The 23,732-nt window shown below is 43.3% G+C and carries 18 protein-coding genes; 7 read left to right on the top strand and 11 right to left on the bottom strand.

What is annotated here, in order from left to right; genetic code table 11:
- Positions 1 to 72: 72 nt before the first annotated feature.
- From ABDW16_RS12490 to ABDW16_RS12450, 9 genes are all read right to left on the bottom strand, one after another.
- Positions 73 to 1,128: a hypothetical protein gene (locus ABDW16_RS12490; RefSeq protein ID WP_343670130.1), complete on the bottom strand. Its 1,056-nt coding sequence runs from the start codon at positions 1,126 to 1,128 to the stop codon at positions 73 to 75.
- Positions 1,129 to 1,403: 275 nt separating this feature from the next.
- Positions 1,404 to 1,958 (bottom strand): dihydrofolate reductase family protein, encoded by a 555-nt coding sequence (locus ABDW16_RS12485; RefSeq protein ID WP_343670129.1) that lies wholly within the window; start codon positions 1,956 to 1,958, stop codon positions 1,404 to 1,406.
- A gap of 282 nt (positions 1,959 to 2,240) precedes the next feature.
- Positions 2,241 to 2,795 (bottom strand): hypothetical protein, encoded by a 555-nt coding sequence (locus tag ABDW16_RS12480; RefSeq protein WP_343670128.1) that lies wholly within the window; start codon positions 2,793 to 2,795, stop codon positions 2,241 to 2,243.
- Between the two features lie 167 nt (positions 2,796 to 2,962).
- A complete protein-coding gene (locus ABDW16_RS12475; protein ID WP_343670127.1) occupies positions 2,963 to 4,627 on the bottom strand; it encodes an FAD-dependent oxidoreductase in 1,665 nt (554 codons plus the stop codon).
- A gap of 13 nt (positions 4,628 to 4,640) precedes the next feature.
- A complete protein-coding gene (locus ABDW16_RS12470) occupies positions 4,641 to 6,614 on the bottom strand; it encodes a thiamine pyrophosphate-binding protein (protein ID WP_343670125.1) in 1,974 nt (657 codons plus the stop codon).
- A gap of 292 nt (positions 6,615 to 6,906) precedes the next feature.
- Entirely contained in the window at positions 6,907 to 7,338 is a 432-nt protein-coding gene (locus ABDW16_RS12465; protein ID WP_343670124.1) for a response regulator, read from the bottom strand.
- The gene (locus ABDW16_RS12460) at positions 7,335 to 8,162 is read right to left on the bottom strand and encodes an ATP-binding protein (RefSeq protein ID WP_343670122.1); all 828 of its coding nucleotides are present in this window, start codon (positions 8,160 to 8,162) and stop codon (positions 7,335 to 7,337) included. The genes ABDW16_RS12465 and ABDW16_RS12460 overlap by 4 nt, the downstream gene beginning before the upstream one ends.
- 1 nt (position 8,163) lies before the next feature.
- Positions 8,164 to 8,703 (bottom strand): heme NO-binding domain-containing protein, encoded by a 540-nt coding sequence (locus ABDW16_RS12455; protein WP_343670120.1) that lies wholly within the window; start codon positions 8,701 to 8,703, stop codon positions 8,164 to 8,166.
- A 159-nt stretch (positions 8,704 to 8,862) separates the two neighbouring features.
- On the bottom strand, positions 8,863 to 12,960 hold the full coding sequence (locus tag ABDW16_RS12450) for a PA14 domain-containing protein (RefSeq protein WP_343670119.1): 4,098 nt from the start codon (positions 12,958 to 12,960) through the stop codon (positions 8,863 to 8,865).
- 274 nt (positions 12,961 to 13,234) lie between these two features.
- On the opposite strand from ABDW16_RS12450, the gene ABDW16_RS12445 reads away from it, so the two are divergent.
- From ABDW16_RS12445 to ABDW16_RS12420, 6 genes are all read left to right on the top strand, one after another.
- Positions 13,235 to 13,816: a TetR/AcrR family transcriptional regulator gene (locus ABDW16_RS12445; protein ID WP_343670118.1), complete on the top strand. Its 582-nt coding sequence runs from the start codon at positions 13,235 to 13,237 to the stop codon at positions 13,814 to 13,816.
- Positions 13,817 to 13,906: 90 nt separating this feature from the next.
- Positions 13,907 to 15,055, top strand: coding sequence for an efflux RND transporter periplasmic adaptor subunit (locus ABDW16_RS12440; protein ID WP_343670117.1), 1,149 nt, complete (start codon positions 13,907 to 13,909; stop codon positions 15,053 to 15,055).
- Between the two features lie 19 nt (positions 15,056 to 15,074).
- On the top strand, positions 15,075 to 18,221 hold the full coding sequence (locus ABDW16_RS12435; protein ID WP_343670116.1) for an efflux RND transporter permease subunit: 3,147 nt from the start codon (positions 15,075 to 15,077) through the stop codon (positions 18,219 to 18,221).
- The gene (locus tag ABDW16_RS12430) at positions 18,208 to 19,608 is read left to right on the top strand and encodes an efflux transporter outer membrane subunit (protein WP_343670114.1); all 1,401 of its coding nucleotides are present in this window, start codon (positions 18,208 to 18,210) and stop codon (positions 19,606 to 19,608) included. Before ABDW16_RS12435 ends, ABDW16_RS12430 begins: the two co-directional genes overlap by 14 nt.
- A 304-nt stretch (positions 19,609 to 19,912) precedes the next feature.
- The gene (locus tag ABDW16_RS12425; RefSeq protein WP_343670112.1) at positions 19,913 to 20,647 is read left to right on the top strand and encodes a DUF4421 family protein; all 735 of its coding nucleotides are present in this window, start codon (positions 19,913 to 19,915) and stop codon (positions 20,645 to 20,647) included.
- A 270-nt stretch (positions 20,648 to 20,917) separates the two neighbouring features.
- Positions 20,918 to 21,829 carry an AraC family transcriptional regulator gene (locus ABDW16_RS12420; RefSeq protein WP_343670110.1) on the top strand — a complete coding sequence of 304 codons (912 nt, stop codon included), beginning with the start codon at positions 20,918 to 20,920 and terminating at the stop codon, positions 21,827 to 21,829.
- Positions 21,830 to 21,987: 158 nt separating this feature from the next.
- Here ABDW16_RS12420 and ABDW16_RS12415 read toward each other — a convergent pair whose 3' ends face one another.
- On the bottom strand, positions 21,988 to 22,287 hold the full coding sequence (locus ABDW16_RS12415; RefSeq protein WP_343670109.1) for a hypothetical protein: 300 nt from the start codon (positions 22,285 to 22,287) through the stop codon (positions 21,988 to 21,990).
- Positions 22,288 to 22,342: 55 nt separating this feature from the next.
- Between ABDW16_RS12415 and ABDW16_RS12410 the strand changes: the two genes are divergently transcribed.
- Positions 22,343 to 22,981 carry a biopolymer transporter ExbD gene (locus ABDW16_RS12410; RefSeq protein ID WP_343670108.1) on the top strand — a complete coding sequence of 213 codons (639 nt, stop codon included), beginning with the start codon at positions 22,343 to 22,345 and terminating at the stop codon, positions 22,979 to 22,981.
- Positions 22,982 to 23,385: 404 nt separating this feature from the next.
- Here ABDW16_RS12410 and ABDW16_RS12405 read toward each other — a convergent pair.
- Positions 23,386 to 23,732, bottom strand: a 347-nt coding sequence (locus tag ABDW16_RS12405; RefSeq protein WP_343670107.1) for a hypothetical protein, incomplete at its 5' end; no start/stop codon positions are given.

Below are 23,732 nucleotides of genomic sequence, written 5' to 3'. Positions count from 1 at the left end.
TATTTGGACCCTCTTGATGAGAATCCCCAAAAAGGTGCCCCCTTTTTTGGACGGATTCTCATTAAGGCTATTTTATTGTCTTGCTTTCAGCTCACTCACTTCTTTTTTTAGATCAATGATATAGAGCGTTAGCTCTTCTATTTTCTGCAATAAGATTTTATTCATTTCACCGAGGTCCTGACCGTTTTGGGTTACTTCAGCAGCTGAAGGAACGTCAGGTAAGTGTTTGTTTTCGATCACATATTTTTCCACTTCTTCCAGGGAAGGTAAATGGTAGTCAGGGGCAAATACAAAGTCTGACCAGGTATCCTGCGTTACTTTTACTCTTCTGCTGCCGATGGTACCGTCTACCATAAGTTTATAGCCAGTATTGATCGTGTTTGTAACACCGATGCCCACACCACCATTAGCGTCTATTGAGAATCTTTGCACGCCACCTGTAAATAATTTGATTCCACCGTATGATGCTAACCAGCAGGAAGGGCCGTAGCTATTCCATGGATCTGATACCCACTGCATACCATAATGCGGCTGTTGCTTACCATTATAGGTAAATTGATCGCTTAATGACAGTCCGATCGAATGCGCTAAGCCAAGTTCAAAATTACCATTCAGGATAGCACTGCCGGCGGTGATACTGCCACTGGCAGAGATGTTGCCGCTCACGGTTAATTTCTGGTCCGGGGCTACAGTGCCGATACCGACGTTACCGTTGGACAAAATACGCATGCGTTCAGTGCCGGAAGTACCTAATACGATATTTTGTTTCATGTCATCAACGGTAGAATAACCGGACAGGTCAATGTAGGATTTAACATTGGAGGAACTGCCCCCACCGGCGGAGATACGCATGAAACCATCATCTGCCAGTAAGCTGGTGGCACTTCTCGCACGGAACTCACTACTTGTACTAATGAGTGGTCTTGTTGATGTGTTGGTGAAAGGAGAAGTGTAAATAATTTTGCCTGTTACCTGCAGGTTACCGACGCCATCATCTGTTGAACTACCGATTACGACCCTATTGGTGGTATAATTGCCGGTGGTAGTTACGCTCTGGAGGGTTTGGGCATTTGTCGCTGTCACATATCCCATGACAAGGAATAAGGTAGGGAACAATTTTTTTCTCATCTGACTATTTATTTATGCTTTGTTTTGTATCGAATGGGTTGCGGGTATATAAATGGCATAGTTTACGACATAGGATTTATAGGGGCGCAAAGTAACGAAAATCGGGAAAAAGATATAACTTTTATTAATCATTATACGGCACTTAGTAATGCGGAACGAAGACTTATTGGCATAATTGTTTTTAATTGGACATGATCAACATGGACCTGAGCATATATAGCATGAAGAGAACCTTACTTTTAAACATTTTCATGCACCTAACTGCATCCCTACTTTTAAACCCTTTCATATTGCAGTGCCACACACCCACTACTCAGCGTCTTCGACCCCATTAATTTCAAACCCAGGTTATCCGGCAAGGACATTTCGGTAAACAAACGCCGCCCCTGACCAACGATCAGCGGGTGAACGACCATATGAAATTCATCTATCAAACCCCATTCGATTAATTGGGCTGGTAGCTCTACCCCACCAGTGGATATCGCTTTACCGGGCTGCTGTTTTAGTTTTAAGATCTCTTCCCGCAGGTTATCGCGGATAATCATTGTTTGCTCGTTATCTACATGCTGCATGGACCGCGAAACCAGAACGCGCTTAAGGTTAGCAAACACGTTTGCAAATGCATTTGCAGCTTCATTCATTGATTGGGTTTGAGCAACCTCCGGCCAGAAAGGAACCATCAGTTCATAAGTTTTCCGCCCGTAAATGATCAGATCGACATTTTCCAACAGTTCTCTGAAATAGTCGAGAATGTCATCTCCGCCGCTGAATTTGGTATGATCGCAGCAACCATCCAAACTAATGTTAATACCGTAAACAAGCTTCCGCATGGAATAAAGTTTATTGTGTTCAAATTAGGAAGTTTCAGCGAATCTTATGCCACTAATGTGCCTGTCGCAGTCTTAATTTACAAATAAACCTCAGCGATTCGAAAATGCTCCACTTAAACCCGGAGATCATCTACTTGCAGCCTGCTGTACGTTATGCATAACATCATCGGGTGCAAACCAAAATCCAATTGGAAACAACAGGTATTGGGAGCAATACCCCTCTCACCAATTACGGCAAAATCTGCCGACACGATCGACCTCACCCGCCCCCAATACCCCTGCTTACTGACAAACAGGTGTAATAACCAGTAATGTCAAAGGTACCTGACGATATTTTTTAAAAACATCAAAAGTCAGTTCTGCAGGTAAATCCTGGAAAAACCTTTCATCAGCCTGAAGAGATACATTATCTTTTTTGATCTTGAAGAATATCTTACTCCACTCCTTTGTCACAGCCACCTCTTCATTCCTGTCGAACAAATCTCCTATAGTGGTTCCAACACCATATCCTGTTGTAGTCACTACTTTAGTAGAATTTGTTGATAAACGCTGTACCTTGCCGGAACTGATATCCGAAGTTTCCATCAGCAGGAAAGAGCTATCTTTCAAGGTAGCTTTCACATAATACCATTTTCCTTTCTCATAATCAGTGTTGGTCGTGTCAACCCTCGCTGGAGCAAGTGTTTTAATCACTTCGCCAATACTACATAAGGATGTAGTTCCTAAAAGTTTGTCTGTTATGACAAGCCCCTCTTTTTTAACTAGTTTTTTACTTTGAGTACTGTTGCAGGCAGTAAAACATAACATGGAAAGAGCCAAATAATAGAATAATTTCATAGTACTATAATGTTAGTAAGGTACTAACCTAATGATAATTATTTGTAATAAATATGTTCCTGGTCAGTCCGGTAAGAGATTTTGGTAGGAACTTATCTGGCACCAATAAATAACGGCAAAGCAGTTTAATACCTGCTTTGCCGTCAGTATATCATATCATCCATTTATCAGCTGGGTTGCAGCTGACTAACATTATTAGCTTGCTTAGCATTCGCCAATTGCGCTGACAGGAACTTACCCAACATGATCTCTGCTGTCTGCAAAGCCCCTTCTACCCATCCCTGCGCATCAGAATATGCTTCTCCACAAATATATAATGGTGTTCCTGCTATCGGGTATGTAATCTGGTCTCTTACTTCCCAACTCTTCACACCTATATTCCAGCTATTCCATCCACCACCATATGGATCTTCTCCCCAATCGCGGAAAGCAGCACTCTTCACCAATGGCGTATAATCCAATCCATGCATCTGTTGCAACTGGCGGGCTACTTCATCCACCATACGACGGGGCGCCTGGTATTCGTCCCATGTCTGGTTCAGCTGACCCTGTGGTGTTGTTGCACCCTTTTTATCATCATCTCCAATAAATGGATCAGCGATCTTCGCATGCGAACGACCTGCCTTCCAGGCTTCACTGCGCTGAGGTCTTAATCCATCCCAGAAACCTATATTATTACCATCATCATAGCTGGCCAGCAACATCGCCCTGCCATTCACTGCTGGTGTACCATTACTGTTTGGCCAGTAGTAGGTCTGTCTTACCGGCAGGTCAGTTACAGAACGGCCTGATTGTACCGGCACGAATTGCCCATCCGGAGTGGTATAACCAGCTATTCTCCACCATGGATTCGCATAAGTGGTGAAGAGTTTGAACAGTGGTCTTGGTGTTACACTCTTGATCAATGGCTGGATCTGTTGTAACAGGGGACTACCAGGCGTTACCAGGTCGAGTGCACGACGAGGCATAGCCAGGATCAGTTTTCCTGCAATAATAGTTTGGCTATTACTGAAAGTGAGTGTAAACTGTCCGTTTGTATATTCAAATCCACTGAGTTGCTGTTCCAGGCGCACTTCTCCCCCATCCTTTTCAAACAGCTCTGCCAGGGCAATAGGAACCTGCTGGAAACCATTGGTAAAGCCTTTGTATTTTGGAGAGATACCAAAGTCTGATAAATACCAGGGAATAGCATCGCTTGCATTCCAGTTCACCAGCGTAGAATCATAACCACCCGCATCCATACTGAACTGGTAAGCTTCACTGCTGATCACCCTGTACAACAGGTTCCAGAAACCCCATTGGTATAAAGGCACGCCATCAAAAGAGGCTTCCCGGGTCATTTCACGACGTTCTTCTTCTGTCAGATCAGGATTAGTGATACCTGGTACAATCTGTTCAATGGCATTCACAATGATAGTACCCGGACCATTCCCTTTTTCCAGGAACGACATATTGTAGGGCACCTTATCCGGCCTGGTTACAAAGTCGACCAGGCGCAGGTATTCACCACGCAGGTAGGCCAGGTTCTGAGGTTCGTCCACCGGAAAATCATAGAGTGTGATCTTTTCTTCTGGCGGTAGTTCTTCATTGAGGGTATCAATCAGGTCTACGATCAGTTTCTGGGTATTTTCCAGGATACGCATACCACCCAGTTCTGCTGTCATGTAGGGAATTTCAGGTGGTTTCACTGACAATAAGCGTCCGCCGATATGATCACTGCCTTCGAATACAACGATCTTTTGATTGGGGAATTGCTTTTTCAGTTTCCAGGCACTATATACCCCGGAAACACCGCCACCTACGATAGCGATATCGATTTGTTCATTTGCCATAATGATAATGGTTTTAGAAGATTGAAGGAATGTTGGATGGTATATGTCCATTACCTGCAGCCAACAGTTTTGATTTTACTGCATCCTGGTGGAAATAATCCAATACTGGTTGCTTGCTGTAATAGGCGGTGATTGAATCGGATGTGGATGGAGCTGTTGGAGTATTGCCAGCTATTCTCATATCCAGTATATAAGAAGTAGGCTGAGTGAGTACATGATCAATGCCTCGCCTGATCGCGGCTTTCACTGCGCCTGGTGTTTCCACTACTTCTCCGTTCTCACCACCAAATGCTTTTGCCAGTGATACGAAGTCGAGTTTGGGCCTTTCGAGACGCAGATATGGAGGGTCCATCGTTTTGGGGTTCCAGCCATAACCGGGCGCGCTGCCATAGGCCCCCACTACCTGTTGCAGGCCTAGTTGCAGGGTATGGTACTCCTGGTTGTTTGTAATAATATACAGAATGGGTAGTTGCTCATGGGCTGCTGTCCAGTAGGTTTGTGGATAGAACAGTGAAGAACCGTCTCCCACTGCATTGATCACCAGCTTTGTACCGGTGCCCTGTGAGGAGGCATTTTCCAGTTTAATGCCCAGGGATGCCGGCATTGACCAACCTAATGAACCTCCGGCTACACAGTAATAGCTTACTGGTTTAGCACCATTGGTGCTGAATGGCAGGTAATACTGAAAAGGTGCGCCATCGGATACTGCTTCATGCACGTATACGAAGTTGTCTACCAGCTTTCTTTCTTCAATCTCCTCTTTCAATGCATTGGCAATAACAACAGACCATATATCTTCCTGCTCCATGGCTTCCAGCAGGTAAGCATCCCAGTCTGCCGTTCTTTTTACAGACAACAACCGCATCTGTTCATTTCTAGCAGCAGCACCTGCCGGAGGAGTTGGTTTAATATAACCGTTCAGTATAGGCAGTGTTGCTTTAATATCGCCGAAAATGGCTGATTCTCCATAATAGTTCTTCGCAATATCCCAGGTATTGTTAGTCAGGTATACCTGTTTCAGTTCAGGAGGGAATAGTGGTCCGTCGGAATATTTATATACTGCCAGCTGTGCCTGTGCACCAAATCCAACCAGGAATGCTACATCATGGTCTTTGAACACACCCTGTATGCCTGCCTGACTACCGGGCAGTTCTCCCTGCCAGTGATAGTCATTGTTAGGGAAATTAGCCAGGCTGCTAAAGCTTTGCAATACTACGGGTGCACCCAGCAGTTCAGCCAGTTCCTGCAGCTCTGCCCAGGCATCTGCATACCCTACTGCATCGCCTGCTACTATGACCGGATTCTTAGCTGCAGCAAGAATACCTGCAGCCTGTTTGATAGCTGCATCATCCCCTACAAAATGTGGGGAAATACGGGTCACGCCTTTCACCTTATCTTCATCTTCAATGGCTACCATGGTAAAGTCCCATGGGATGGATATGAATACAGGGCCATTAGGTGGCGCCATCGCTTCTTTAAACGCACGTTGTAATACTAATGGAATTTCCTCAGGGGTACGTACTTCATGCGCCCATTTAGTGTACTGTTTGGCAAGGTCCACCAGGTTAGATGCGAGTAGTGGTTCCTGGGTGACCAGTTCATTCTGTTGCTGGCAACAAAGGATCACCAGTGGCACCTGGGAACGGTAAGCATTGAACAGGTTGCCTATGCTATGGCCAATACCCGGGGTAACGTGTACAACCAGTACACCTGGTTTACCTGTTATCCGGGCCGATCCCATTGCGGCACCAATGGCAATGTTTTCATGAAGACATTCAATATAGCGTACTTCATTTTCGGGGTAAGAAGTACCATCAATAATAGGAATTTCATTGGTACCTGGTACACCAAAAATGTAATGGATACCCAGGTCTTTCAGGATATCGAATACATAGTCACGTGTCCAGCGTGTGGCCTGGTCGAAGGCTTGACCGATCACGTCGTCACTGGTCTGGCGTGCAGCCTGAGCCATTTGTTGTGTTGTCATATAAGGGAGTTTTGGAGTTTGGTTACTCAAAGGATTCTTGTCGTGGGAATTTGTTTTGGTATTACGAATTAGGGTTTTGTATTTTTAACTGTCTGTCATTTCGCCGAAGTCCAGTTTGTAAACAATCGTTTATTTCGGATTGTTTACGGTTGATTGAAAAAAACGAAAATGTTAATATGGTTGTTTATGTTTACACATTACCGCTTTTAATCATTTCTAGAAAAACCTATATGCATACTTGAAATGGAAATAATTTCAATTGACTTGGGAACGCTGTTTATGTTACGTGCAACTATCCAACCTCCGGAAAATACGTCTGTATTATCTCATTTATCATAGGCACCGTCAGCGGTTTGTGCCTGAATGCTGTAACATAAGCCAGCTTATTAGCTGTTATTTCATCTTCCGGGTTCAAACTGGTAGTTAGCATAACTATGATCAGATTATCCCGCCTTGTTTTAGGTAGCTTATTATATTCTTCCAGAAATTCCCAACCATTCATACCCGGCATATTAATATCCAGAAAAATAATATCAGGACAGGGAAATGGCTCATTTTCCTTCTTATACTCACCACTGTTTGTAAGAAATTCAAGCGCATCCTTACCCGTGCAACAAACTTGAATATGTTCTGTCACTTTTACACTCTCCACTAATTTTACATTAATGAGATTAGTGAATTCGTCGTCATCCACAAACAATACACAATTCAATTTTTTGTTCATGTGTTATTAATTTTATCCGGAATGTTAAAGTGAAACTTGCTGCCGACACCGATTGTAGATTCTACCCAGATTTTTCCCTCGTGTAGTTCTGCAATTTTCTTACAATGCGCTAAACCTATTCCATTTCCATCGTATTTGTTTCGGGTATGTAATCGTTGAAATATCATGAATATTTTCTCCTGGTATTTCTCTTCTATTCCAATACCATTATCACTAATGGCGAATTCCCAACATGTTGGTCCCCTTTCAGCTGCAATATGAATAACAGGCGCAACGTCCGTTTTCCGGTATTTAATGGCATTGCCGATCAGGTTTTGAAATAACAATTTCAACTCAGTAGGGTAGGCTGTTAGCACGGGTAGTATTCCAATATTTACTTCGGCGTTGGCAGCTTCAATAGTAGTATGAAGATCTTCTAAAACACTCTGTACAATGTGCTGACAATCGACTTTTTGTAATACTTTTTCTCTTCCCAGCCTTGAATAATCCAACAGGTCTTTGATGATTGTCCCCATCCTTTCTGTAAGCGTAGTAATACCTCCCATATAGACATTGGCATCGTCACTAAGTGTGACCTCGCGCAGCTCATATTTCAGGGCGTCCACCAGGGAACTGATGGTTCTTAATGGTTCCTGCAGGTCATGCGAAGCAATATATAAGTATTGCATCATCTCCATGTTCTGCGAATGGATGTTCGCATTTTTATAATATAACTCGCGGGTCCTTTCCTCAATCATATTCTCCAGGATACGGACCTTCTCATTTGCCTGGTCTAACTTCCGTTGAAGGGTTTGTGAATGTGATTTATCGTTGTTTTCAGGCATTTTAAAAAGTTAATTCGAAATCACAATATTCTTTTCCGTCTCTTTGATATAGCGTATGTGTTTGTCTTAAAGGCACCTCAAAATAGTCGGCTACCCCTGCTATCAATCCCTCCATTAATGCATACAGTTTTCTTTGGGAAAAATATGTAATAACAAGCACATTAGGAGCCGGTGAGCTATAAGAGATAACAGGCAGATAAGTATCACTATATAATTTCCTGACCTCAACATGAATAATGGAATCAACCGTTTGCAGAAATTCTTTGGGATGAGAAAATGATTGTACAAATTGAGGATAAAATCCTGCAAGTTTGAAGAAAGCGAAATGTCCTAATTGCTTAAAAAAATCAGCGGTGCTTATATTTAATTTCCTGCTTGCTGCCGTCACTATCTGGATGAAATCTTCATCGGAATAGGTGCCGGGAGATACAAATGGTTCCCGGGTAGTTAAAGAGCAGCTTTCAATAATTTCATCAAAAACATCGTCCCCGAATCTTTCGGTAATGAAGGATTCTGTAATATTAAATATTATACCTTTCATACTGAGATAGAAAATATGTCTACTTATCAGTTATTAACAAAAAACCAGGGAATAGGTTTGGGATATATGCAAATATTGTTGGATATGCCCGGCATAGAATGGGCAACATGGCTCAGAGCGCCAGTAAACATCTCTAAGCCATGTTTTCTCTAAATCACACTAATACTTTATTATCTTTTTACTAAACACCTCATGCCCCACCATCACATTCACCACATATACGCCAGCCGGCAACTTAGACAGGTCTATTTGCTGCCCGTTGTTGATCACCGCCGGAGCAATCACTTCTACACCGGAAATACTATAAATCCGCACAAATAACTTCTCCCCCGAAGAGGTTTTAACAGTAATATTATTATTAAATGGATTTGGCGTCACAGTCAAGAAAGTCTTTGATACAGCCGGAACAGCCGCCGCTATTTTTGCCGCTACCGCCGCTGCTGCAGTACTATACAACTGGTTCTTCGGGATCACCTCCCTGATCTGGGAAGCACTGGACCACTCCAATTTTGCATTTGCATCGCCATTATTCTCAAAATAATCCAGCCTGATATCATATTTCTGACCTGCAGTCAATGTAATACTACCGCTGTATTCAATGCCCGCATCATCCAGCCATTTATCCACTACCAACTGACCATTGATCCAAAGTCTTCTTCCATTGTCTGTATTCAGATAAAAAGTATAATTCTCCGAATACTTAGGTTGTATCTGCCCGGTCCAGCGTACGGAGAACTGGTCTGCACTGATAGTTGGATCAGGAGAACCACCCCCCCAGTTAAAACTGATAGTTGCATCTTTCCGGGAGAATACAGCAGTTTCGAAGTTCATACCATTAAAGTAATTACCGGTCAGACCATCACCAGTACCCGGTACAATGGAGGCCGGCGTAAAGTTCCACTGGCCATTTGCCTGGTTGGTATTGGACCATTGATGTACCTGCCCGCCACCAGAAACACCATTTACTTCCAGTACTTTCGCACTATGCTCCGCAATTAATTTAAAGTACCCATCGCCTGTAGCCACAACGATAAAGTTCTGATGGGGCTGTGCAGGATCATGATAAGGGTACTGGATCACGTTTGTACCATTGTCCAGCGAAGCGCCATTTACATCCAGCGATTTACCACTATGCAGTGCCAGTATTTTATAATTACCATTGCCCAGATGAGTAAATACAAACTTTTGGTTATCGTTCCCATTATACCCGGAATGAATAATACTTGCGCCATCGGCAGTAGATGCACCATTTACATCCATCATTAATCCACTCGCCCTGTTCTTCAGAAAATAGGTACCAGAAAGATTGGTTACGCCATTAGGACGTACCTGGATGGAAGTTGTTTTATCCTGCAGGGGGGAAGTTACAATACAGGTATTGTCAGCCGTGTAAGTAGCCGATGTACCGGTAAAGTTATCATCCGCATACAAAATCACTTTATACCCTTCAGCAACTGCCACGGAAGAAATATCATCATCTTTTATGCCCAGTGCTTTCATCTGTGCAAGTGTATAATCGCCCACTCCTAAACTAACCGGATTACCACTGAATCCACAATCACTGTAAGTAATAACAGGATTGCTGGTGCTGCGTGGCAAAGCTGTAAATGTCCATGCACCCGGTGCTACTTTAAACTGTATGTACTTTGCATCTTCTTTGTAAAAGGTAACACCTGTAACAGTTGCTACAGACGTGCCGTTCCTCCATATAGTAGTACTACCCACCTGTACTTCGGAAGTCAGGGTATTGAATACATCTTTTGGAATACCTACAATTGCAGTACTGCCGGCAGGGGAAGTCAGGGTCTGCACAAAGCTGGTATTATTATTCGTAAAGGAAGCGATGATATTTCCTTTCACGGTCGGTATCTGACCTGCGAAAACAGTTAAGCCCCCTGGCTGCGGCATAAATGTAAACTCAGCAAAAGCAGCCTGGGTAGGTCTTATGCCCAGCAGGTAAGCGCTCATCAGGTACAAAGGGCCGGCAGACCATGCATGGTCATTACTACTATATCCCGTATTATTGGTGCTTTCTGTAAAATCTTCCCAGAGCGTAGAAGACCAGCTATTGATCATGCCTGTATAACGGCTTTTCATCCTGTTTACGGCTTCTTTGCCATCCAGCTGGAACATGGCCTGCTCCACGTACATTTCCTGGTAAGGACCCGCGTTATATTGATTTTTAAGCACCCCCAGTATGGCCTGTTGCTGAGATTCATCTGCTACTCCGGCCAGCAACGCCCAGGCATTACTTCTATCATCGATAGTAGTAGACTGTGCACCATTCTGGTTATGGAATACATATGCTCTTGCGGTGGGGTTCCAGAAGTATTTATTAAAGTTGTTCTTTACTTTGGATTGCAGTGCCTGATAATAAGTTTTATCCGCAGTTTGTCCAAGCAGGTCTGCTGTATTGATAGCAGTTTCCAGCACGTTAATGTACAGTGCATTGAAGATGGTGTTTGCATTGCCTACATCCATGGAACCAAGGTTAGAACCCCAGTCAATCCAGTTCCAGGCACCACTCTGCAGCACAATCATACCGTCGCTGTTGCAACTGGCCGCACAGAATGCAATGTATTTTTTTATCTGTGGATATAATTCCTGCAGCAATGCTCTATCGCCGGTGTACATGTAATATTTCCATAGCATAGCCACTGCTGCCAGGTTCTGATCAGGAAGATGGAAGCTGGTGCCCGGAGCAGTGGTATACAATGAGCCATTGGTTTTCTGTGTATACATCAATTCTCTGAAAGCCTTGCGCGGTAACTTTGCTACGCTGGTATCGTAGAGGTACAATGAATAAAGTATCTGTTCGGATACATCTCCCCACCACTGGCCACGTTCACGATCCGGGCAATCGTAGAACTGGTCTCTCATACATACGCGGGATGTGTTCTTTGATTTTGTCCACAGTGTGTTCATGGCAGCATCCGAAGAAGTAAAAGCACCTACGACATTTACATTGTAACTTGTTTCACGATATTTTAAACCCAATATCTGTACAGGTCCGGTAACGCTGGTGAACTGGTATTGTACAGTATGATCACTGGAATTCTGCCAGGGCAAACATTCAAATTCCTGGTCGCCGGCTTTTGTAATGTATTCCTGCCAGTAATGCCTGTTCACTACAATTTTAATGTGTACACCAGCAGGTGCATTTACATGCAGGTATGGGCGAAGTTGGATGTTGATACCAACAGTACCGGTGATGGTAGAATCTCTGGTAACGAATGTAGGTATGGAAGATGAATTCTGATAATTGGTCTGATCAAATTCTTTCCAGAAGGGAATTGTTCTTGGTACCAATGCATTCCAGGGTGCAGCGGGCGGTGCTCCTTTTTTGGTAGCAGTGGTCCATGCGGCATCATTGTATGCAGCGGTTGTCCAGCCACTGGGTTCTGCTGCTGCATTGTATGATACGGGGAAGGCAATCCATTTATAATCCTGCCCGTTTAGGATCAGTTGTGTAGTAGCGTTAAATGATGGGTGCACCAGTAATTTCCATGTATCGTCAGATGTGATGGCAGAAGGCGTGCTGCCGGATAGTTGTGCATCGAAGAGTAGCCCGCCATTGCCTACGGCTCTTTGGGTGTAACCGTTGTTACCCCCTTTATACCATACCAGTACTGCGATGGTATTTTCTCCTGCCTGTAAGTAAGGTGCAAGGTCTACCTCGTCATAGTAAGTGTTGATCAGGTCCGGGCGTATATCCAGTCCCCCATCTTTAACCACCAGTGTATTGTTGACATACAGCCAGTACTTATTTTCAGCTGCAATCTTTGTGATGGCGGTACCGGGTTTTGCGGAGAGGGTTACTTTTTTCCTAAACGCCATCCAGGTGTTATTGGGTCCTGCGGTGGATGACCAGATCCAGTTGGCAGTACCGCTGGTAACAGTGACACGGCTAATGACGACAGATGAAACCCTGTCGTTCCAGGCGCTTCCTATCCATGTGGAAGAAGCGGTAGCGGTAAAACTGGCGCCGGAAAAATTATCATCTTCGTAAAAGGTTACCTGGTACCCTGCGGGTATGGTAAAGGAAGAGATGGTATTGTCTGCAATACCTGCCGCGGTCATATCAGCGATGGTATAGTTGCCCGAGGTGAAACCTACGGCGGCGCCACCATAGTTGATATCACCGAAGAATACGACCTGAGTAAGGGTGTCTGGGATTGTTTTCGCGTTAACTTTAATAGTGGAAAACAGACAGAATAAGAGGAACAAATAGTTCCTGAAAATCGTTGTGTGGTTCATAAAAATGAGGGATTATGCTCATAGGTTGGAGCGATTTTGAGGGATAGGTTATCAGTATCTAAAATACGTGAATTTATCAGTATTGTCCGGGTAAAAGATATGCTTAAAAATAAAAAGGGGTAATAACGCCCCGATAGTTTATAATTTGGGGTTACCACACTCAAAACCGGCTAAAAAAATCGAAACCCAGGTACTACTTTCTTTACAAATTTTGTTTTTTTAAAAAACACCACTACCTTTGTTTTGACAATTTGGTCAAACAAACAGGTAAACAATGAGAGGTACAGATACAGAGCTACACATTCTCCAGGTAGCAAGGAAAGTCTTTTTTACTGAAGGAAAGATCGATGCCACCATGCAGGAAATTGCGGATGCTGCACAAGTGACGAGAACCTCGCTCAACTATTATTTCAGGTCACGGGACAGCCTTTTTAAAAAGATCCATGAGCAGTCAGGACTGGAATTCGAAGCCCGCCTGAACGATGTAATGACGAGAACACTGCCTTTCCGGGAAAAGGTGGATAACCTGGTGACTGTACTACTGGAGCAATTACAGCGATATCCCTACCAGGAGATATTCCTTATCTCAGATTTTCATTACAATCCTGATAGTATGTCGAAAGTGAACAAACATTCTATGCAGTTGTTCCTGAAAGAGATAGCCGAACATATGGAAAAGGGGGAGGTCATTAAAATGAACCCTGTACATTTTATGGTCAATATATTCTCTCTCATTGCTTATCCATTCCTGATGAAGCCGTTGTATAAAGTGCTGTTTACCATGACCGAAACAGACTATGCCAACCTGCTTAAACAAAGAAAGGATGTTGTCATGAAGCTCCATTTCCCTGAGTAATTTTTTTTGCCTGCAATTTGACACTTCTGTCAAATTATTTTTTGCCCTTTAATTGACATCATCGTCAAACTATAATGTAAAAATCATACAATGAACCGGATTGCAATCGTCGCCACAATCATTATGGGCGCCACAGGATTTACCGCCTGTAACCATAGTGCCAACCATGAACAGGGTAATAACCAGGGACCTGCTCCTTACCCCGTAATTTCGCTGAAGACACAGAAAGTGGAGATCAGCACCCTCTACCCTGCCACTTTACAGGGAGAACAGAATATTGAAATACGACCTAAAGTAGATGGGTTCGTAGATAAGATCTATGTAGATGAAGGGGATTTTGTAAAACAAGGTCAATTGCTATTCACTATCAGCGCTCCCCAGTACGAGGAGAGCATGCGCAATGCAGCTGCGGCTATCAGTAGTGCAGAGGCGGATGTAAGCACAGCTGAACTGCAGGTGAACAAGACTAAACCACTGGTTGAAAAAGGTATCATCAGCCACTATGATCTGGAGTCTGCCGAATATTCACTGAAGGCTAAACGTGCGGCACTGGCACAGGCAAAAGCCAACCTGAATACGGCCCGTATCAATGTAGGCTATACGACGATCAACAGCCCTGTAGCAGGAGTAATCGGCTCATTGCCTTATAAACAGGGGAGTCTTGTGAGTAGTACTTCTGCTCAGCCACTGACCACCGTTTCCAATATTCAGCATATTTACGGCTACTTCTCCCTCAATGAGAAACAGCTCTTTGATCTCTATAAACGCTATAGTGGAAAAACCCTGGAAGAAAAGCTGCGCCAGTTGCCGGATGTAGAACTTGTACTTGCGGATGGTGCTGTTTATCCCGAAAAAGGACGGATTGCGGCTGTAAATGGTCTTATTAACAGCGCTACTGGTTCCATCACCTTCAGAGCTACCTTTCCTAATCCTGTAAACCTGATCCGTAGTGGCGGTAGTGCGAATGTGAAAATACCACAGACACTGGATACGGCGCTTATCATTCCTCAGCAAGCCAGTTTTGAGATGCAGGGTAAACATTTTGTGTACGTTGTAACCCCTTCCGGAAAAGTAAAGAACACTGAAATAGAGATCGTGAACACTACTTTCTCACAGTGTTATGTGGTATCCGGCGGATTGCATGCCGGTGATAAGATCGTTACTGATGGTATCAGTAAACTGAAAGATGGAGACCAGATCCAGCCACAGCTTCAGACCACCGAAACAGAAATAAGGTAGCCATTAAAATCAAATTCTTATGTTACGTAAATTCATCGAGCGTCCGGTACTTAGTACCGTGATTTCGATCATCATAGTCATATTGGGTATACTAGGGCTGCTGACATTGCCCATTTCCCAATACCCGGAAATCGCACCTCCTACCGTACAGGTAACTGCTACGTATACCGGCGCCAGTGCAGATGTAGTGATGAACAGTGTGATCGTTCCTCTTGAAGAGCAGATCAATGGTGTGGAGAATATGACCTATATGACTTCCACTGCTGCCAATGACGGTTCTGCCACTATCAATGTATATTTTAAACTGGGTACTGATCCTGACCTGGCTGCTGTAAATGTACAGAACAGGGTATCCAAAGCTACCAGCGTACTTCCTTCAGAGGTAACCCAGGTAGGTGTGAGCACCATGAAGAAACAAACCAGTATGGTGCTCATTTTCACATTATCCAGTACTAACAGATCTTATGACGGTAATTTTCTACAGAACTATGCTAACATCAACTTGTTGCCCCAGATCAAGCGTATCAGTGGGGTAGGTGATGCTTCTGTGTTCGGGGCACAGGACTATGCCATGCGCATCTGGCTAAAACCTTCTGTGATGGCTAGTTATGGGCTGGTACCGAAGGATGTGAATACTGCCCTGGCACAACAAAGTCTGGAAGCAGCACCTGGTAAGTTTGGAGAGAATAGTGATCAGTCTTACCAGTATACTTTAAAGTATAAAGGTCGTCTTAAATCTGTGGAAGAGTATGAGAACATTGTGATCCGTGCTGATGCGAATGGGCATATTTTAAGACTGAAAGATATTGCGCGGATTGAGCTGGGCTCTCTTAGTTATAATAGTAATACGAAGACTAACGGTAATGAATCTATTGCAGTAGCTATTTATCAGACGGCGGGTTCCAATGCCCATGAGCTGATCAATAACTGTGTAAAGACGTTGGATCAGGCTTCTAAGACTTTCCCTCCGGGGGTATCTTATAACGCTATATTAAATGCCAATGAGTTTTTGGATGCGAGTATTGAGAAAGTGATACATACACTTATAGAGGCTTTTATCCTCGTATTTATCGTTGTATTTATCTTCCTGCAGGACTTCCGTTCTACCCTGGTACCTGCTATTGCAGTACCAGTGGCCATTGTAGGTACCTTCTTCTTCCTGCAGTTGTTTGGTTTTACTATTAACCTGCTTACGTTGTTTGCGCTTGTATTGGCTATTGGTATAGTGGTGGATGATGCGATTGTCGTCGTAGAGGCGGTGCATGCAAAGCTGGGGCATGGATCTAAATCGGGGCGGGATGCTACCATACATGCGATGAGTGAAATCAGCGGAGCGATCATTTCTATAACGCTGGTGATGTCGGCGGTGTTTATTCCTGTATCCTTTATTAGTGGTTCTGCTGGGGTATTTTACAAACAGTTTGGTCTCACGCTGGCCATCTCTATTATCATTTCTGCGATCAATGCATTGACGTTGTCACCTGCATTGTGTGCACTTTTATTGAAACCACATCATCCGGAAGAGCATGAGCAAAAGGGATTATTGAAAAGGTTTTATAGTGCCTTTAATACTTCATTTGATGCCATGACCGGTAAATATAAGAAGACTGTGAAGTTCCTTTCACGGAAGAAAGGCCTGGCGATCGGGGGTATTGCACTCTTTGGAGTGATATGCTGGTATCTTTTGAAAGTAACACCTACAGGTTTTGTACCTAATGAGGACCAGGGTGTGATCTTCGCTGATATTACCTTGCCTCCCGGGGCCTCTATGGAGCGTTCTACCGCTATTGCTGATCAGGTAGTGAGCATTGCAAGGCAGCTGCCGGAGACAGAGCTGGCTTCCCGCATTACAGGGCAAAGTTTTATTGGTGGTATTGGTAGTTCTTATGCAATAGTGATCATTCGACTGAAGACATGGGAGCATCGTAAACGGCAGGATCAGCAAATAGAAGCGGTGACAGGGAAGCTGTTTGGCATGACGGCAGGCATTAAAGGAGCAAATATCATCTTCTTCTCCCCTCCTACTTTGCAGGGCTTTGGCAACAGTAATGGATTTGAGTTCCAGTTGCAGGATAAAACGGGGGGCGACATTAATAATTTCAGTCAGGTAGCAGGGAAATTCCTGGGAGCACTGAATCAACGTCCGGAAATAATGTATGCGGCTACTTCCTTCAACAACAATTTTCCACAATACCAGGTGGATGTGGATGTAGCCAAATGTGAGCAGGCGGGCATCATTCCAAGTGATGTACTTGCTACGCTGCAGGGGTACTATGGTGGTTTGTATGCGGCCAACTTCAACCGGTTTGGAAAGCAATATCGTGTGATGCTGCAGGCGGATGCCAGTTATCGTGGCAATGAGGAAACCCTGAAGGACATCTATGTGAAGAATAGCAGTGGCAATATGGCACCTATTACTTCCTTTATGACATTGAAGAGGGTGTATGGTCCTGAGTCTATTACCCGTTTTAATCTCTTTACGTCAATAGCAGTACAGGGAGCTCCCAAGCCCGGGTTTAGCTCAGGAGATGCTATCAGGGCTATTGAGGAAGTAGCGAAAGAGACATTGCCTTCGGGATATGGTTATGAATTCTCCGGCCTTACCCGTGAGGAGATAGCAGGTAATAGCCAGACGATGTTCATATTCCTTCTTTGTGTGGTATTTGTGTATTTCCTGTTGTGTGCACAGTATGAAAGTTATATCCTGCCATTTAGCGTGCTCTTGTCATTACCAGTGGGATTAGCAGGTGCATTCATTTTTGCGAAGATATTCGGGATAGAGAACAATATTTATATGCAGATCACACTGATCATGTTGATCGGATTGCTGGCTAAGAATGCTATCCTGATAGTGGAATATGCCGTGCTAAGACGCAGGGGTGGATTGAGTATCAGGGATGCAGCAATACAAGGGGCTACAGCCCGTTTGCGGCCAATCCTGATGACCTCCTTTGCCTTTATCCTGGGGCTTGTGCCATTGATGCTGGCATCGGGAGCAGGTGCAGTGGGCAACCGCTCTATTGGTACGGGCGCCGTTGGGGGGATGCTGATAGGTACTGTATTCGGCGTATTTATCATCCCTGTATTATTCATCATCTTCCAGACACTGCAGGAAAAGATCACTGGCACTGGGGTAAAAAATGTAAGCAAACATGAAACGCACTAATAATGAAATATTGATAGGCCTGGCACTGGCTGGGGCATTGGCATCATGTAGGGTAACAAAGAATTATAAACCTGATAGTATACAAACAGCACATCTGTACAGGGATACTACTGGTACAGGCAGCACCAATCTTGCTGACCTTCCCTGGCAGCAGCTATTTCCGGATACTGAGCTACAGGCATTGATCAGTGAGGGGCTTAAAAACAACTTTGATCTGAAAACAGCACTGCAACGGATACTTGAATCTGAAGCTACGCTGAAGCAAAGTAAATCGGCATTCCTTCCTACTTTATCAGCAGGGGTGGATGTAACCAAATCACAGCTATCACAGGCAGCACAGGCATTTTATTTTTCAGGAATGAAACTGAATACAACTACTTACCGGGCGCAGGTAAATGCAAGTTGGGAGATAGATATCTGGGGGAAATTAAAAAGCTCCAAAAAGATGGCGCTTGCAAATGTATTGAAGTCGGAGGCTGCAGCAAGGGCTGTACAAACTCAGCTCATCGCGGACATTGCCAATAACTATTACACATTGCTGGCTTTGGATAAGCAACTGGCCATCACAAAGCAAACGTTGACTAACAGAATTAGTGATGCGGAGACGATGAAGACACTAAAGGAGAATGCAGTAGTGAATGGAGCGGCAGTCGTGCAAAGTGAAGCGAACAGATATGCGGCAGAAGTAGCTATTCCAGACCTGGAGCAAAGTATACTTGAAACGGAGAATGCGCTGAGTATTTTACTGGGCAGGGCTCCGGGAGCGGTTTCCAGGACTTCGCTGGATAGCCAGGAGATGAAAGTAGATCTTAAAACGGGGTTATCTTCCGATCTGTTGAAGAACAGGCCTGATGTACAGGAGGCACAGTATGCGTTTATGAGTGCGTTTGAAAATACGAACCTGGCCAGGACCTATTTCTATCCTTCCTTTGCTATTACTGCGGGAGGTGGTATATCGAGTATTGCGCTGGAGGATATGTTTAAGAAGTCGCTGTTTTATAGCATTGCGGGGGCACTTACACAGCCTATCTTAAACCAGGGGCAAAATAAGGCACGGTTACGCACAGCGCAGGCACAACAACAGGAGGCACTGAATACCTTTCAGCAAACGTTGCTGACAGCCAGTAAGGAAGTTTCAAATGCTATGTCTTCCTATAGTGTGGCGTGCAGAAAGCAGCATAGCAGGGAGATGCAGATCAGTTATCTGGAGAAGTCGGTGGATTTTACAAAAGACCTGCTCACGTATAGTTCCAGTACGAATTTTACAGATGTGCTGACATCAGAGCAGAATTTACTATCGGCACAGCTGTCAGGAGTAGAGGATAAGTTACAACAGCTGCAGGCAGTGGTGAATTTATACAGAGCGTTAGGTGGTGGATGGAAATGAGTTTTCATTTGTATGAATCTTTGAATTGACGCAGGCCGTTCCTTTTTAGGAACGGCATTTTTAGTTTGGTCCTTTCAACCTCAATTTTGAACGCTTCGGACCGTTTCTTTTCTTTCTTATGTCCGGATTAGATATTTTTGCAGGGTAGTATGAGAATAAGGATTCTTCACATATTATTATTCCTTCAGTTAAGTATAAACTGTCAGGGGCAGTATATTGATTCCTCGTATGTAGGGCAGTATAACAGGAAAATGATGATAACTGGCTTCCTGGCGATGATCAGATTGAGCTTAGGAAAAATAAGGTGTTATACAACCCCAATAACCGGATGAATATCGGTGTGGGACTTCTGGTAGATCATACAGCCATTAATGTACGTGCGGGGATGGGGGTCATTCCAATCAGAGATGGAAAATATGGTAAGACACAATCATTGGATATACAATTCCACCGGTATGGTAGAAAACTACTGCTGGATGTATTCTTTCAAAGGTATAAAGGATATTATACACAACCTGCTAAAGATTCCGTTTCATTATTTCCGGATATTGCAGTACGCCAGATAGGCGTCGAAGTGGCTTATCTTTTTAATGGCCGGAAGTTCTCGGCAAAAGCAGCTTTCGAACAAAGTGAACTCCAGGTACGATCTGCCGGCACCTTTATCCTGGGGGGTGGCATCTATTATAATAGTATTCATGCAGGTACAGAGCTATTGCCTGTCAATGAAACACGTATCAATAGCGAGCAGATCGGGATGAATGCGGGTTATGCTTATTCCTGGGTTATGAGCCGTCACTGGCTATTGGCTAGTATGGCTACTATAGGGCTCAATGTGGGGCATCAACCTGGTATGATCAAGCTCTACCCTGGTGTGCTGGGAAGAACTGCTATTAACTACCGTTATGCTGACTGGGGACTTTCTTTTCTGTTTTTGATACATAATAAGCTACTGTACGTTCCTGATGCGGGGAAAATAAGCCAGACTTCTGTAAATATGCAGTTGGCATATGTGAAAAATATTCATAACCTCTTTCATTAAATGCGTTCATTTAATCGATTGGTTACCTGTTTTAGTCATCTTCCTATGGTTTCCAGTTTACGGTTCTCTTCAACAAATGGTAATTCTTATGAAAAGAACAATTATGGTGTTGTTATCTGGAAATATGATCACCGTAATTCGGGGGAAGCTTCCCCTAATCTTGAGACTTGACATTTTAACCTTGTATGCCTTGACAGGATATTTTTATCCCGGTTTTATCCGGACAATAATATAAATTTATATTATATGGGGGTTTAAAATACAAATGACATGAAAAAGGGGACCGCTAAGGGGAAAACGGTAAGGTTACTAACGATACAGGAAATCATGGTTGCTGCAGGCAACAAACATGGGAAGGAATTTAACATTTTCAGTAATGGAGAACTTGAAATAGAACCGGAAATCTCAATTCCATATATTTTAGACCATTATACAATTATACTTGTCACAAGTGGGAAATTGAAAATGCGTTTAAATCTTATTGAGTACGACATTCCCGCTAATTCTTTACTGGTTTGTAGTCCCAACGTAATTCATGAATTTCTGAGCGATATGCGAAAGTGTACTTTCATAGCCGCTGATTTTAGCGCGACACTGCTGGCAGAAACTGCATTGAATAAAAAATACATGGATGGCTTTGGCATTTACACAAGGCAACATATGCCAGTTCACAGTCTCCTGCCTGCAGAAGTTCGTAATATTCAAACCATCATGGAACTACTATCCACAAAAAATAAATTACCCAAAGATCATCCTTTCATTAGTGAACTGCTACTTAATTTATTCAAGGTATTATTCTTTGAAATTGCAGCTATTCTGCATGACAAGATAGCTGCCCAGCAAATTCAGTTAAATAGTAAAGAGGTGCTGGTTAAGAAGTTCTATGCCGAGCTGACATCCAACTTCAGGGAAAGACGGGATGTTGAGTTTTATGCCGAAAGATTGAACGTCACGCCTAAATACCTTACTAAATGTGTGAAAGAGATTTTTGGCAAAGCAACGAGCGAAGTAATTACGCAGATGGTTATTGTGGAAGCAAAATTCATGTTAAGTAACCTGGGGGAGCCGATCAGTAAAATCGCGGAGCATCTGGCATTCAGCGACCAGTTTTTCTTTAGTAAATTTTTCAAAAGAGCCACGGGTATCAGTCCCAGTGAATATAGAAGCCTTGTGTCGATATAGTGACCGGTTTCCGTTCTTGCTTCATCAGGGTATAGGAATCTTTTATCGATATAGTGACCGGTTTCCGTTCTTGCTTCATCAGGGTATAGAAATCTTTTATCGATATAGTGACCGGTTTCCGTTCTTGCTTCATCAGGGTATAGAAATTTTTTATCGATTTAGTGACCGGTTTTCGTTCTTGCTTCATCAGGATATAGGAATCTTTTATCGATATAGTGACCGGTTTTCGTTCTTGCTTCATCAGGGTATAGAAATCTTTTATCGATATAGTGACCGGTTTCCGTTCTTGCTTCATCAGGGTATAGAAATTTTTTATCGATATAGTGACCGGTTTTCATTCTTGCTTCATCAGGATATAGGAATCTTTTATCGATATAGTTACACTCAGAAGTGAAATAGACATATACTGGCGAAGAATGGCTATTTGTTGACATCACTGCAATTTGCAATTTTACCATAGCAATATTAAGCACCGGCAATATTCCTAAGGCAAAATTTCAAAAAAGCAATGTTATGGCAAGAGCTAAATTAGCAAGAAAGTCTACGTCTGTTGATATGACAGCAATGTGTGACGTGGTGTTCCTTCTCCTTAATTTCTTTATTATGACGACCACGTTTAAACCAGATGAACCTGTTGCGATCGTTACACCTTCTTCTATAAATACAGCATTATTACCTGACGCGGATGTAATTTTAGTTAGTATTGATAAAAATGGACGGGTATTTTTTGACATAGAGGGTCAGCCACAACGGCAAAAGTTAATCCAGGATATCAATGATCAGTTTAAATTGGGATTGTCAGACGCGCAGATGATTAACTTTACAATGGGTGCATCAGTAGGGACAGATTTTCAACATCTGAAAAATTATCTTTCTCTGAAATCTAATGCCAGGAAACAATCTCCTTTGGAAAAAGGCATTCCAACTGATTCAACTAATAATGAATTAGTATCCTGGATTGAGTACGGCCGAGCCGCGCAGACCAGTAATATTAAGCAATTGAAATATTGTATCAAGGCGGATAATGAAACGCCGTACCCGGTAATCAGGAGGGTGCTGGAGACATTTAAACAGAAGAACATTCAGCATGTTAATCTGGTTACGAATCTGGAAGCAGCGCCTGAAGGGACGGCGGCGGCAGAGAAGAGTTAAGATAGGCTTCTGATTTGACACAGGCATTTGTCTCGGTAGGTTAAGATTACTGAGGCAAATGTTTCCGTGTGAAAACAGCAGTAGGTGATTTGATTATATGAAAATAGCAGTTTGTTCATGCAACAATAATCATTTGATTTTATGACAACACTACCATGTTCATGCAACAATAATCATTTTATTTTATGAAAACGCTGCCATGTTCATGCAACAATAATCATTGGATTTTATGAAAACACTACTATGTTCATGCAACAATAATCATTTGATTATATGAAAACATCAACATATTCGTGCAACACCAATATTTGATTACATGACAACACTACCATGTTCATGCAACAATAATCATTGATTAATTGTCACAGCACATATCCTGCCTGTGTACTTCACACCAACTTTCGTTATTCTAGTCTTAGTTCCCGGACCGTTTCATTGCCCGGCAAATCCACCGCCACAATTATTAATTTTCCGTCCGGCGGCAGACTTGATACCTTATAATACCAGTCCACACCATTCCGGCCTAAAACTGCCTTTCCTCTTTCCAGTATACCGCCTGCAGCATCAAGTACACGTACATTCACTTCCGCTACCCTGAATTCGTTTTTCGCAGTCACCACCACAGTCTCTTCTTCGAACTGAATATTCTGGATTTCAGGAGACCGATAAGCATCCTTCACCGCCATATTATAAGCATTCTGGCCCGGGCCTGCCAGCGACTTATAATAAGCCTTCAGCTCCGGATCTTCCA

Origin of the sequence: Chitinophaga sp. (assembly GCF_039596135.1) — a bacterium.
In the GTDB taxonomy this organism is placed as follows: Bacteria; Bacteroidota; Bacteroidia; order Chitinophagales; family Chitinophagaceae; genus Chitinophaga.
Note: the sequence above shows the minus strand (reverse complement) of the source record. Positions and strands in the feature narration are given on the sequence as shown.